Raw genomic sequence first — 13,672 nt, 5'->3', positions numbered from 1 at the left:
GCGGCGATCGTCGTCGCGCGGAGGGCGGGGAGCGTCAAGGGGGTTCGGGGGCGTAGCTCGGCTCGTCCGAGCGTAGCCCCCGAGCGTTGAACGAGGCGTTTTTCGTGATCACTTCACGAACTTCGACAGCAGCCGGATGTACGCCACCTGGTAGCCGTTCGAGTTCTCGGTGACGGACCACGAGTTCAGCGGCCAGCTCGTGTTGAAGTCCTTGTACGATTTCTGCGCCGGCTGTCCCTTCGGCGGCGTGATCGTCTCCGACGAGCATACGGCGTTGTTCTGGGCGCTGCCGCAGTTGTTCGGGCAGCAGCCGTCCCAGTCGTAGCTCGGGTTCGGGCCGCCCGTCAAAAAGCCCGGGGCCGGCCCGTACGTCGAGGCGCCCACGCGATCCCATTGCGCATTGCCGTTCTCGAACCACGTGTGGTAAAATTCGTTCACGCTGTTCTCGGCGCCGGCGTCGGCCATGTTCGAGAGGTAGACGAGCCCGAGCGGGTTCGTCCCGTGGATGTAATGGATGTACCGCGCTGCGGCTCGCTCCGCGGCTGCGTTTTTCGCCGGGTCGAGCCCGTAGACGATGATGTCCTGGTACATGTTGCCCTGGTGCGACTTCGTCCCGTTGCTCCCCCAGACGTAGTCCTTCAGGTACGCGCGGTACGGGTCCGTCTCGCCATTGATCGCCCCGAAATTTTCGGTCCCGGCCATCGCGGCGTTGTAGGTGTTCTTGATGGTGGTCACGACGTTCTGCGTGGCGCCCGGCACCTTCGTGTAATAAAGGAGCGCGTCCTGCTGCTCGGCCTCGAACGGGTACGCGAAGTTCCATTGCAAGAGGTGGATCGCCTGGTAATTCTGGTCGAAGAACTGGCGGTAGCTCGCCTTGTTCGTCGCGTGGAAGAGATACGCGGCGGCCTCGACCTTCTTGGAGAGGCGCCCATAATCGTCCGTCTCCTGCTGGCCCGCGCCGAGGCCCTGCGATCCGTTCGCGCCGTCGTTGTTGTAGAACGTCACGTTCGGGTTCGCGTTCGCCCAGGACCAGGCGTTTTCGGCGCGCGCAAGGAGGTCGTCGGCATACGCCATGAAGGCCCCGCCGAGCGAGCGGAACACGATCGAGCCATAGGCGAACGCCGCGGCGGCGCTCAGCGTGGCCGAGGTGCTCGCCGTGCCGTACCGGCTCGGGCCCGTCGACGCGGAGGGCGGGCTCGCGTGCCCGACGCCCACGATGCTCAGCACCGAGCCGTTCGCGTTTTGCATCTTGATGAGCCAGTCCATGCCGAATTTCGCCTCGTCCACGACGTCGGGGACGCCGTTGCCGGACTCGGGGATCCCGTAATCGTCGGTGAACGCGGCCTTCGACTCGTCGTAGGCCATGAGCAGGCTCGTCACGTACCGCGCGTGCCAGTTCGTGTACTTGTTGTAATCACCCGCGTCGTACCAGCCGCCGGAGAGATCCCGCTCCGTCGCGGCGTCGTTCGGCGCATTGTAACGCCGGGCGTTCTTGTCCTGCCCGGGGCCCACGTGGCTCGCGCCGTCCGCCCAGCCCGCGCCCGCGTGCTGGGCGCTCTTCGCGACCCCGGCGCGCTGATAGAAGAACGAGCGCACCGCGGCCTTGAGGACATCGCGGTACACGTTCGTCGCGATGCGGAACTCGTGCGAGCGCAGGTCCTTGCCCGTGTCGTGCACGTAATAGGTGCCGGGCGTCTGCACGGACGAGAAATCGAAATGCCAGGCCCGATCGCCCGACGACGGGTCGACCATGCCATTTTTCCACGCCGCCGGGGCGGCCGTGAGGACCTGCGCGCCCGTCTGCGCGTTCACGAGCGCGTACGTGCCCCCGGGCGAGAAGGATTCGGCCGCATCGAATCCATTCTCGGGATCCCGGATCACCGCAACTTTCTGCCCATTCGGTAAATAGCCGAATTGATCGACGACGATGTACGGGGTCACGGGCGGCTTGACCGGGTTCATGCCACCCCCGGCGCCGCCGCCTCCGCCCGAACCGCCCATTCCACCGGCGCCGCCGGAGCCACCCGCGCCGCCCATTCCACCGACGCCGCCGGAACCACCCGCGCCGCCCATTCCACCGGCGCCGCCGGAGCCGCCGGAGCCGCCAATGCCGCCGGAGCCGCCAATGCCACCGGAGCCACCCGTGCCGCCGGTCGCGCCCGTGCCGCCGGTGCCGCCGGTGCCGCCGGTCGCGCCCGCGCCACCGCCGCCCGTATTGTCCGTGGAATTCGAAGTCTCGCCGCTGTCGCAAGCGGCGAGCACGGCGAGGGAGAGCGCGGGAATCGAAGCCAAGAGCAAACGTCTCATGGAAGACCTCCGCGCGCGATGGTACCTCAGAATGGCGGCTCGGGAAGCTCGAACTCGGCGAGCGCGCTGCGGTCCTCGACCTCGCGTTTCTTGTTGCGCAGATACACCGCCTCGCGCCAGCCGTGATCGAGCACGGTCCAGGCCGCGAGGCTCGCCTTCGTGATCACGTCGATCCGCTTGCCGAAGCGCGCGACGACCTCCCAGTCGATCTCCACGCCGAGCCCCGGCTCGTCCGGAATCCGGATCCGGCCCTCGTCATCCCGCGCGAATCCATGACGAAGGAACCGCGCCCATTGCGGCATCTGCCAGTGCAGGTCGTGCGGCAGCTCGAGGAGGCCGCGCTCCTCCTGCGGGAGCAGGCCGAAAAGATGAAGGTTCACCGCAAAGCCGAGGCCGTTCGTCCAGGTATGCGGCGTGTATCGGAGCGGCCGCGCCTCCGGCCCGCGCGCGGCGTTGCGATTTCGGATCTCGCGCACGAGCCAGCGGACGACGCTCACGCCGCCCGCATACGTGCCGCCCGAGAGCACCGCGTCGGGCTGGTAGACGTCGAGGCTCCCGGCGTCGAGCATCGATCGGAATTCGCGCCACGAGGGCGTGATCTCGCCGCCCGCGATCGGGACCTTCGAGCGTTTGCGGAGCCGCGCGAGGCCCTCGTGATCGGCCCGGTGGAGCGGCTCTTCGAGCCAGGAAACCCGATACGGCTCGATCCCTTCGCTGAAGCGCGCTGCAAAGTCCTCGTCCCAGCGCGGGCTCGTTTCGACGAGCTCCACGGGCCAGCCGAGATTGGCGTCGACCATGAGCTCCATCGAATCCCCCGCGGCCTCCCGGGCGGCCGCGACGACGTCGACCATCTTCGTGAGGTCGTCGCTTTTCACGCGGATCTTGACGCCCGCGAAGCCCTCGTTCCGGCGCTCGGTGACGAGCGCGGCGACGACGCGCGGATCGTGGTCGTGGTTCGATCCGAGCGAGGCATATGGCACCGCGAAGCCGCCCGTGCCGCCGAGGATCTTCCACAATGGCTCGCGCCGGTATTTGCCGACGAGATCCCAGAACGCGGCGTCGATCCACCCATTCCGCATGCCGAGGACCGAGAACTCCTCGATGCGCTGGTTCACGAGGCGCATGTCGAGCGGGTTCAATCCGAGCAGGTAGGCGCCGAGCAAGGCGCCGAGCGACTCGCGTTCGCGGCCCATCGCGGGGATCGCCGCGACGCCGTCGAGCCCCGCGTCGGTCACGAGGCGCAGGAGGTACAAGCGCAGGTCGATCTGGTGGTAGCCGGGGATCCAGTTCGGCTCGAAGACGACCCGATCGTCGAAGAACCCCGGCCGGTCACCCGAGAGCGGGATCTTGACGTAGTAAAGCTCGATCCGCTCGATCTTCATGGTGGGCTCCTGCCTTTCCGGACAACGGCGGCTGCCCCTGGTTTCTGACACTTCTTCTTGGCGGCAAGAGGGGCGTTGGGCAAGATCCGCGCGCTCGATCTCGTGCCCCGGAGGATGTTCTTGCGCGCGCCCATCGCTCTTCGCCTCGTGCTCCCTTTCGTGCTCCTCGCCTGCGGCAACGTCCCGCCGCCCGAGCCCATGCCCGCGCCCCTGCCGAAGCCCGAGGCCGCTCTGCCCGGGGCAGAGGCGGCGGCCGCGCCGCGGGTCGATCCTTCACGTGCGCTCGAAGGCCGCGCGCTCGAGAACGTCGTCGCATTCACGCAGCTCTACAATTACGTGCGTTTCTTTCATCCGAGCGACGAGGCCGCGCGGGCCGATTGGAACGCGATCGCCGTGGACGGCGCGAGGCGCGTCGAAGGGGCCACGTCGGCGGAGGAGCTCGCGCAGATCCTCGGGGAGATCTTCGGCCCCGTGGCGCCGACGCTCCGCGTGTTCCCGACGGGCCTCCGGCAAGACCTGCCCGAGGCGATTCTGCCGCCGAAGGACGGCTCGAAGCCGAAGATCGTCGCGTGGCAGCACGAGGGGATCGAGCTCGGGATGTTGCCGAACAACGTCTACAAGAGCCAGCGCGTGAACGACATGGAGGCGTCGCCGCTCGAACCGGGCGGGATCGACACGAGCCTGCCGATCGAGAAATGCGCCGGCAAGAAGGTCGTGGTCTCGGCGTTCGCGCGGGTGGAGAGCCCCGGAGAGCAGGGGGGCGCGCAGATCGGCATCGGCGTGAAGGGGGCGCAGAAGAAGTACGACTGGACCACGAGCACGCCGGCGAGGCCGCGGGAATGGACGAAGATCACCCACACCGTGGATGTGCCTGCCGATGCGAAGGGCGTCGATATCGGATTCGAGATCGACGGCGCGGGCAAGGCGTTCTTCGACGACGTGGTCGTGGAGGTCCAGGAAGGGGGCAAGACGACGGCGCTGAAGATCAAAAACCCCGGGTTCGAGAAGGTCGAGAAGGACGAGATCACTGCGTGGAACGTGCCGAGCCCGGAGCAGGCGAAGGCGCTCGGCATCGGCGCGGCCACGACGACGGAGGCGCCGAAATCGGGGAAACGCGCGGTGGTCGTGACGGCCACGCCGAAGCCTCCGCCCAAGCTCGCGCTTCCGAGCGAGGTTTACGAGGCCGAGCTCGGCGGCGGCGTGTCGTGCAAGTTGCCGCTCACGCTTTATGCGGACGATCGCGGGACCTTGCCGCATGGAACCGCAGCGCCGGCCGAGCCGCCCCCGAGCGGTGTTTCCGCGACCTTCGCGTATTCGCTGAAGGACCGCGAGACACGCCTCGCCGGCATCACGATGGCGTGGGGCATCATGCAGCATTTTTATCCCTACTTCGACGTCGTCGGGACGGACTGGACCGCCGTGTTGCGAAAGAGTTTGTCCAAGGCGGCGACCGCCATCGACGAGCAGGGCGCGGTGCTGGCCCTGGAGCTCCTCGTCACCCAGCTCCACGACGGCCACGGCAACGTGGTGCGAATGGTGAGGACGCCCGAGGGGCAGCCCGTGCCCGAGATGGCGACCCGCGGCTACTTGCCGATGAATTTCACCTGGGCCGAAGGGCAGCTCGTGGTGACGAACGTGCACCCGAGCGCGGGCGCGGAGGTTCGTCCCGGCGATACCGTCATCGCGATCGGCGACAAACCCATCGACGCCTGGATGGCGGCCATCGAGCCGCGCATCCCGGCCGCGACGCCCGGGTGGAGGAAACGCGTCGCGACGAGCCACCTGCGCATGGGGACGAAGGGCGAGCCCGTGAAGGTGACGCTGAAGCACGAGGGCGGTAATCCCGTGACGGTCGAGCTCGCGTATTCGCTCGGCATGATGGAGAAATTGCCCCAGGAGAAGCGGCCGGAGCCGGTCGCCGAGGTCGCGCTCGGGATCTCGTACGTCGATCTCGACCGGGTGACGCCGGAGCAATTCGAGGCGGCGTTGCCCAGGCTGGCGAAGGCGAAGGGCGTGATCTTCGATCTACGCGGTTATCCCAAGGTCGAGCCCGGGGTGCTCGGGCACCTCACGTCGAAGCCCCTCGCGAGCCCCGACTGGAAGATGCCGCGGATCGTCCGGCCAAACCGCGAGGGGCTCACGTTCGAGGTGGTGAAGTGGATCGTCGAGCCGAAGGCGCCGCGCATCCAGGGCAAAATCGTGTTCCTGACGGACGAGCGGGCGATCAGCCAGGCCGAGACGTGGATGAGCATGGTCGACCATTACAAGCTCGGCAAGATCGTGGGCGCGACGACGGCGGGCACGAACGGGAACGTGAACCCATTCCCCGTGCCGGGCGGGGTCGTGATCACCTGGACGGGCCTGCGGGTCGAGCGCTTCGACGGCTCGCGTTTCCACGGCGTCGGCGTGCCGCCGAACATCCCCGCGACGCGGACGGTGAAGGGCATCCGCGAGGGGCGCGACGAGGTGCTGGAGGTGGGGATCGGGGTCGTGACGGGGAAGGTGAAATGACGATTCAGGGGTGGAGACGCTCGCAGCGCCACCCTTCGCCTTCGCGGACGTAGACGAATCGATCGTGGAGGCGGCTGTCCTTGCCAAACCAGAACTCGATCCGGTCGGGAATCACGCGATACCCGCTCCAGTGCGGCGGCCGCGGGACGGGGCCGCCCTCGAAGCGCGCCGTCAACTCGGCGACGCGGGCTTCGAGCTCCTCGCGAGAGTGGAGCGGACGGCTTTGATCGGAGGCCCAGGCGCCGATCTGGCTGCCGCGCACGCGTGAGGCGAAGTAGGCGTCCGCTTCCTCGGTGGAGACGAGCTCGACCTTGCCCTCGACGCGGATCTGCTCGGCGGCCTTCGGCCAATGAATGCAGAGCGCGGCCCAAGGGTTTTTCGCGAGCGCCCGGCCTTTGCGGCTCTCCAGGTTCGTGTAGAACGTGAAGCCGCGCTCGTCCACGTCCTTCAAGAGCACCATACGCGCGGAGGGACGGCCGTTCTCGTCGACGGTGGCGAGCGTCATGGCCGTGGGGTCGTGGTCCTCGCGGTCCTGGGCTCGGGCGAACGCCTCGCGGAACGCGGCAATGGGGTCCGATGCGGGATGGCTCATCGCGGCGCAGCATAGGGGCCGGGTGCGTCCTGGAAAAGGGCGAAACGTCGCCGGGGGCTTGGGGGCGCAGCTCGCTTGCCGAGCGGAGCCCCCAATCGTGGACCAAGACCTGACAGGTGCGTCCCCGAGAACGATGTGTTCGGGCGGGGAGGGCGTCATGATGTGGAAGGACCGGGAAGAGGCAGGCGAGCTGCTCGGGCAGCATCTGCAGGGCATCGGGGGGCTCGAAGGCGCGGTGGTGCTCGGCATTCCGCGCGGCGGCGTGGTCGTGGCGGCGGAAGTGGCCGATGCGCTCGGGGGCGAGCTCGGCGTGATCGTGGCGCGCAAGCTGCGCGCTCCGCACCAGCCCGAGCTCGCGATTGGCGCGGTCGCCTCCGACGGCTCGGTCTGGGTCGAGCCGCGCGCGCTGCGGGTGCTCGGCGTGGATCCGGAGTACCTCGAAGTCGAACGAATGTTTCAATCGGACGAGGCGCGGCGGCGCGAGGCGCTCTTCGGCGGGCACCGGCCCTCGCTCGCCGGGCGGCCGGTCATCGTGGTGGACGACGGCATCGCGACGGGCGCGACGGCGATGGCGGCGCTCCGGGCGGCGCGCGCGGCGGGCGCGACGACGGTCGTCTTGGCGGCGCCGGTGGCCTCGCCGGAGCGGGCGGACATGCTGCGCGGGGAGGCGGATCTCGTGGTTTGTCTGATCGAGGATCCGAACCTTTATGCGGTGGGCCAGTATTACGAGGATTTCCGGGCCATCGAGGACGACGAGGTCATGAGCCTGCTCGAGAGCCACGGCAGGAAGCCCTCGACGGAAAGGCGGACGTCGACGCGGGGCATGGCGCGTCGGCCGCGCGGCGCGTGAGGGCCCGCCTCGCCGCTCTGGTGGGGGTGCGGAAAGGAGATGTTCAGGAAAAGAACGATTCGAAAGGTTGGGACCGACATGGCCCTTACCGTCGTATCATTGCCGCGTCCGTTTTCCTTGTCGGGAGGGTCCGCAATCCGGGTGCTCGGCCACACCCGAACGTTGTCCGGCGGCCCTGCATCCTTGGCGCGCGAAACGCCCTTGACGCGGCGCTTCCCAGAACGGCGGGGCTGGGGTAGGGTGCGGGCCTTCCGTGGAGGTCCGTCGATGAGGTTCGTCGCGCTCGCCGTGGTCACGCTCGCCGTGGCGTGGCCCGTCGTGAGCTACGCCGAAGCCTGAGGCGCTTGAAGCAATCCGAACCTGCCGGTCGGCGGGTCCGAAGTGCGAGCATTCGAGCCCGGGCGGCTCGAAGTGCGCCTGGGTGCGTCCGGGCTCGCCGGTTCGGCGGGGCATCTCGCGGAGTGCCCCGACCTCGGGCCCGCGTGCGCCGAGACGCCGCCGCCCGTGCCGTACCACCACCACGTGGCGCTCTGGATGACGGACGTGACGGCGGACGTGTCGTACCAGATCACGCCGTGGCTCGCGGCCGAGGCGCGTTTGCTGCTGCGCGTCGTGGATACGTATCCCACGTACACGGAGCTCGACGGCACGCCGAAGCTCGTGCCGGATGACATTCACCATCACGATCGGACGATCGTGGGGCCCGGGGATCCGTGGCTCATCGCGCGGTTTTCGGGCAGCATTGGCAAGCTCTCGTCGGCGGCGCGGCTCGGCGTGTCGTTTCCGCTCGGGCGAACGGAGCCGGATCCGTACCGGCTCGGCGCGGCGGGGGAATGGCACGAGCATACGCAGCTCGGGACCGGGACGTTCGTGCCGATCGTGGGCGTCGGGCTCACGTATACGCTGGATCCCGTGGAGATTTCGGCCTCGGCGCTGGGTTTGTTCAGCGTGTACGAGAATGGCCAGGGCTTTCGGGCGCCGACCCGCATTTTCGGCGGCGCGCGCGTGGGCGTGCCGTTGCTCGATGGCAAGGTCACGCCGTATGCGACGGTGGATCTCGCCCACGAGAGCGCGGAAATCTGGAATGGCGCGTATGCGCTCGAAGGATTCAATGCGCGCACCGACCTGCTCGTCGGCGTGGGCGCGACGTGGGCGATCACGCCCGCGTGGAAGCTTGAAGGCAGTGTGCGGGCGCGGGTCCTGCGGCTCACGAATGCCGCGGCGTTCAATTATCCGGGCATGGCGCAGATCTCGATCTCACGTGCCTGGGATCTCGGCGTCGAGGACGAGGACGAGCACGGGCACGCTCACTGAGCGGGCATTCCTTCGTGGAGCTTCGGGTCGCCCCCGCGTTTTTCGCCCTTCGCGCCGCGCGCTCGCCGTGCTTCGCTCCGTTCGAGGAGGCCGCAAGACCCATGAAAGCCACGTCGCTCGTGCTCGTCGCCCTTTTCGCGCTTGCCCTCGCCGGTTGCGAGGACAAGGCCAAACCCTCGGCGGATCCTTCCGCGGCGAAGCCCGCGGAGAGCGCCAAGCCTGCTGCGAGCGCCAAGCCGGCCTCGACGGGGGAGAGCGGCGGCTGGTAGGAATCCAAGCGCGGCGATGAAACGGGTGGGACGCGGATCACGCCGTGCCGCGCGTCTCGGGCTCTTGCTGCTCGCGCTCGGCGCAGGGTGCAAGCGAGAGGATCCGCCCGCCGAGGCGACGAGCGCCGCCGAGCCGGATCCGCTGCCGGCGCTGCGTGCGTTCGAGGCGGAGAGGAGGGCCGCGACCGATTTCGCGGCCCTGCCGCCGAGCGACGCCGCGTTCGGCGCCGATCCGTACGCGATCGCCGCGCTGCCGGGGGGTGAACGGTTCGTCGCGTTGCTCCGCGGGCGGGACGCGATCGTGGTGCTCGACGCGTCGATGCGCGAGCTAGCGCGTTTGCCCGCGCCCGCTTCGCCGAGCGGGCTCGTGGTGACGCCCGATGGCCGCAGCGTGTTCGTCGTGGGTGAGCGCGACGCCGGCGTCAGGTGGTTCGAGATCCAGGATACCGCGCCGTATCTCGCGCGAAAGGACGACGACCTGGCCACGAGTACGCGGGGGTTGCGGGACGTCGCCGCGGGGCCCGAGGGGGCGGTGTACGCGGTCGAAGAGGACAAGGGGCGGCTCTTCACGCTCTGGCCCAACGTCCCGAACACGGTAGGAGAGGTCGCGACGATTGGCGGCGGGCCGATCCACGTCGAGCGCGTGGGCTCGTTCGTCGTGATCGATGCGCTCTTCGCGCATGCGCTCGTGATCCGGCCCGTGGACGAGGCAGGGCGCGTCCTGGAAGCGGGCGAAGCGCGCATCGTCCACGATGGCCCGATCTGGGGTTTTTCCGCGGTGCCCGACGGCGACGGGCTCCTCGTGCTCGCGGGCGGCGTCGAGGATCGACCGCTCGATCGGCGGGGCGGATTCTTCGGCTACATCGACTCGTTCGTCCTCCTGTACCGTGTCGAGCGTGGCGCGGCGCGGCTGCTCTCCGCGGTGAACGTGGCCGAGCTCGGCGTGGTGACGCCGAAGGCGCTCGACCTCGCGAAGGAGAAGGACGGCACGCTCAGGGCGCTCGTCACGGGGTACGGCGGCGAGGCATCGGCGCGGCTCGTGTTCGACGCGAGCGGGAAAACGCTCGCGATCCCGGCAAAAACGAGCCCCACGGTGCCGGGCATCCGCGACCTCGTGATGCTCCCCGGCGGCGGGTTCGTCGGGGCGAACCCCTTGCTCGATGCGTTCGTGATCGTGCGTCCAGACGAACCGCGCGAGACGATCGTGCCGGTCGTGGATCGGGATGGCCCTGCGCCGCCGAGCGCGGAGGCGCGCCTCGGCGAGGCGCTCTTCTTCACGACGCTGATGGCCCCGGAGAACGGCACGGAGGACGCGCACAGCCGCTTCACCTGCGAGACGTGCCATTTCGAGGGGTACGTCGACGGGCGCATCCACCACACGGGCCGCGGCGAGGTGCGTGTCGTCACGAAGCCTCTCGTCGGCCTCTTCAACAACCGGCCGCATTTTTCGCGCGCGCTCGATCCGGATCTGTCCTCGGTCGCGCACGCCGAGTTCCGCGTCGCAGGCGCGGGGAGCGGGCATTCGCCCTGGTTTTCGCTCGATGCCCGGACGCACCCGGCGCTCGCCGCGCTGGGTCGATCGGAGGCCGACGTCATCGAGCCGCTCGCGCTTCGCCGTGCACTCATGACGTTCCTCATGAACTTCTCGCACCGGCAAAACCCGACGACCGCGGGGCAAACCTCGTTCTCCGCGCTCGAACGCGAGGGCGCGAAGCTCTTCGAGGCGCGTTGCGAAGGCTGCCACGAGGCGCGGCTCTCGGCCGACGAGAAGGGCAGCCGCGTGCCCTTCGAGCGCTGGGAGAGCCTGATTTTCACGCCCGCGGGGCCGATCGTTTGGGGCTCGAACGAATACCAGAAGACGGGCGTCATGCCGTACGTGCACGAGCGCGGCGCGCGCGTGCCGTCCTTGCGCAGGCTCGGCAAGAAGCGCCCGTACCTGACGAGCGGCACGGCGAAGGATCTCGCGGATCTGCTGGCGCGGGCGCGCTGGTCCTCGGAAGGTGGGTTCTTCCACGACGGCGCGCCCGAGGGCGCATCCGCGCTCGATGCACGCGAACGCGAGGCGCTGCGGGCGTTTCTGGAGCTGCTCTAGGCCGCGCCTTCGCCGAGCGGCAACGTGAACCAGAAACGCGCACCCACGCCGGGCTCGCTCTCGACGTGAATCGTGCCGCCGTGCGCGCGCACGAGGCCGTCGGCGATGAAGAGGCCGAGCCCGGTGCCGGAGGCCTTGTTCGTCTCGGCGTGGAAGTACCGATCGAAGACGTGCGGCAGGTGATCGCTGCGGATGCCCGGGCCGCTGTCGGCGACCTCGATGCGCGCGCACGAGCCTTCCTGCGCGAGGCGCAAGGTCACGAGGCCTCCCTCGGGCGTGAACTTGATCGCGTTGCCGACGAGGTTCCACAGGATCTGCAGCACGCGCTCGCGATCGATCTCTGCGAAGAGCGCCTCGTCCGGCAGCAACTCCTCGATCTGGATCCCCTTCGGCGTCGCGAGCGGCTTGAAATGCTCGATCGCCTCGCGCACGACCGCGCGCACGTCCTCGCGCCCGACCGAGAGCGCGAGCCCACCCGTCTCGATCCGCGAGGCGTCGAGCAGGTCGCGGATCATGCGATCCATGCGGTCCGCCGAGCGCAGGATGAGCGCGGTCTTGTTCAGGATCCGCGCGTCGTCCCCTGCGTCCCGCCCGAGCTGCGCGGCGCCCAGCTTGATGGCGACGAGCGGGTTTCGGAGATCGTGCGACACGATTGCGAGCAGGTCCTCGCGCGCCCGCACGGCCGCCTGCGAGGCGCGGTAGAGCCGGTCGTTTTCTTCCCGCGCGCGGCGCTCGACGTCGTAGAGGCGCGCGCGTTCGAGGGCCTGCGCGCAGTGCTCCGCCACCGACTCCAGAAAGCGCTGCTCCGCCTCGTCGAGCCGCCGCGTCCCCGCGAGCGAGAGCCCCATCGCCCCGAGCACGCGACCCTGCGCGATGAGCGGGAGCGCCGCGAAAGCGAGGCTCTTTTGATCACGCTCCACCTGGCCGAGGTGCGGGTAGCGCGCGAGGTAGTCCTCGACGGTCGGGAGAAAGACCGGCTGGCGGTCTCGCACGGCGTCCGCGAGCGGCACGCGGGTCTCGAGCGGGATCAACTGGAACGGGTCGACGACGCTCCCCGCATAACCCGCGGCCCGCGCCACCACGAGCGCCCCGCGCTCCTCGTCGAGCAGGAACACCGAGCCTGCATGCGCGCCCATCTCGGTTCGCGCCTGGTCCACGACCACCTCGGCCACCTGCGCGGCCGTGAGCGCGAACGAGAGCCGTCGCGTGATCGCGTGCAGCCGCTTCGTCCGATCCATCGCCGCGCGGGCTGCCCGCGCCGCCTCGCGCTCGTCCCGCGTCGCTCGATCCGTCACCACGGCGAGCGCGATCCTCCGCGCGAGCTCCTCGGCGACCTTCACGTCCGTGCCCACGACCCGCCGGTCCTTGCAGCTCGTCGCGAGCGTGATCGCCCCGAGCGCTCGCCCCTGCCACACGATCGGCACGAGCATCCCCGCCGTGATGGTGACCGCGCGCAGGATCGCGAGCGCCTCGTCGTCGTCGATCGTCGCGGCGAGCATCGCGTCGGACGCCTCGGGCATGACGTGCGCCACGCCGCTGCGCATCACGCGCGCGAGCGGGCTCTTCGTCGAGTCGAGCGCCGGGCTTTTTTGCATGCACGGCTGCCGGAGGAGCGCGGCCTTCGCCGGGTCCTCGTGATCCACCGCGGCGAGCCGCGCGCCGCCCGCTTCGAGCAGGTGAACCAGGCAAAACCCTCGGATCCAGCGCGCCGCGCGCTCGGCCACGGCGGCGAGCCGAGGCCCGAGCTCCGTCCCGCTTCCGAGCGCTTGCCCCGCGTCGAGCAAGAGACCGAGTGACTCCTCCACGCGGCCTCGCTCCTCGGCGGCGGCGACACGCGCGAGGGCGAGCGCGAGCGGTGCTTCGAGCACGGCCATCGCCCCGAGCTCCGGCGCATCCGGGACGCGCGCCTTCCGATCGTAGAGCTCGAGCACCCCGATGACCTCGCCGCCGAGGCGGAGCGGGAACGCCACCGCTGTCCGGAGCCCGGCGGGCTCTGCGCTTGCGAGGCGCAGAAACAGCGGTTCGGCGGCGAGGTCGGGCACGAACATCGTCGCGCCGCGCGCCCAGGTGAACCCGGGCAAACCCTCGCCGTACCCGAACGTGCGCCGCGACGACTCCGCCTCGAATGCGGGCGCGACGGGCCCCTCCGGATCCTGCCACGCCCCGGCGCAGCGCAGCACGAAGGCCTCGCGATCGAGGCGCCACGCGACGGCCACCTCGAAGCCCGATGTGCTCACGGCCTCATGCAGGATCGAGCGGATCGCGTCGTCGGGCGCCTCTTCGGAGAGGGCGCGCAGGGCTGCGATGGGCAGCTCGCGTGGCTCGACATCGACAATCAGCATGCAGAGGAAGGGA

At 69.4% G+C, this 13,672-nt stretch carries 9 protein-coding genes; 5 read left to right on the top strand and 4 right to left on the bottom strand.

Features of this window, described 5'->3' with window-relative positions:
- Positions 1–108 precede the first annotated feature (108 nt).
- Positions 109–2,307, bottom strand: a complete 2,199-nt coding sequence (locus QHF84_RS14820; RefSeq protein ID WP_281313936.1) for a glycoside hydrolase family 9 protein — start codon at positions 2,305–2,307, stop codon at positions 109–111.
- A 26-nt stretch (positions 2,308–2,333) separates the two neighbouring features.
- Positions 2,334–3,689 (bottom strand): mandelate racemase/muconate lactonizing enzyme family protein, encoded by a 1,356-nt coding sequence (locus QHF84_RS14815; RefSeq protein ID WP_281313935.1) that lies wholly within the window; start codon positions 3,687–3,689, stop codon positions 2,334–2,336.
- A gap of 75 nt (positions 3,690–3,764) precedes the next feature.
- Here QHF84_RS14815 and QHF84_RS14810 point away from each other — a divergent pair, with 75 nt between their 5' ends.
- Positions 3,765–6,200: a S41 family peptidase gene (locus QHF84_RS14810; protein WP_281313934.1), complete on the top strand. Its 2,436-nt coding sequence runs from the start codon at positions 3,765–3,767 to the stop codon at positions 6,198–6,200.
- Positions 6,201–6,204: 4 nt separating this feature from the next.
- Here the strand turns inward: QHF84_RS14810 and pdxH are convergent, their stop codons facing one another.
- Positions 6,205–6,792, bottom strand: a complete 588-nt coding sequence (gene pdxH / locus QHF84_RS14805; RefSeq protein WP_281313933.1) for a pyridoxamine 5'-phosphate oxidase — start codon at positions 6,790–6,792, stop codon at positions 6,205–6,207.
- Between the two features lie 157 nt (positions 6,793–6,949).
- Here pdxH and QHF84_RS14800 point away from each other — a divergent pair, with 157 nt between their 5' ends.
- The 4 genes from QHF84_RS14800 (at position 6,950) to QHF84_RS14785 (ending at position 11,317) form a co-directional block, all read left to right on the top strand.
- On the top strand, positions 6,950–7,642 hold the full coding sequence (locus tag QHF84_RS14800) for a phosphoribosyltransferase family protein (protein ID WP_281313932.1): 693 nt from the start codon (positions 6,950–6,952) through the stop codon (positions 7,640–7,642).
- 381 nt (positions 7,643–8,023) lie between these two features.
- On the top strand, positions 8,024–8,956 hold the full coding sequence (locus tag QHF84_RS14795; RefSeq protein ID WP_281313931.1) for a hypothetical protein: 933 nt from the start codon (positions 8,024–8,026) through the stop codon (positions 8,954–8,956).
- Between the two features lie 101 nt (positions 8,957–9,057).
- Positions 9,058–9,225 (top strand): hypothetical protein, encoded by a 168-nt coding sequence (locus tag QHF84_RS14790; protein ID WP_281313930.1) that lies wholly within the window; start codon positions 9,058–9,060, stop codon positions 9,223–9,225.
- A gap of 16 nt (positions 9,226–9,241) precedes the next feature.
- On the top strand, positions 9,242–11,317 hold the full coding sequence (locus tag QHF84_RS14785) for a c-type cytochrome (RefSeq protein WP_281313929.1): 2,076 nt from the start codon (positions 9,242–9,244) through the stop codon (positions 11,315–11,317).
- On the opposite strand, the gene QHF84_RS14780 is transcribed toward QHF84_RS14785, so the two are convergent.
- Positions 11,314–13,659: a GAF domain-containing protein gene (locus tag QHF84_RS14780; RefSeq protein ID WP_281313928.1), complete on the bottom strand. Its 2,346-nt coding sequence runs from the start codon at positions 13,657–13,659 to the stop codon at positions 11,314–11,316. The two genes, QHF84_RS14785 and QHF84_RS14780, sit on opposite strands and share 4 nt — an antisense overlap.
- Positions 13,660–13,672 lie beyond the last annotated feature (13 nt).

Origin of the sequence: Polyangium sp. y55x31 (genome assembly GCF_029946505.1) — a bacterium.
Lineage (GTDB): Bacteria > Myxococcota_A > Polyangia > Polyangiales > Polyangiaceae > Polyangium.
This window is presented reverse-complemented; position numbering and strand designations above follow the sequence as displayed.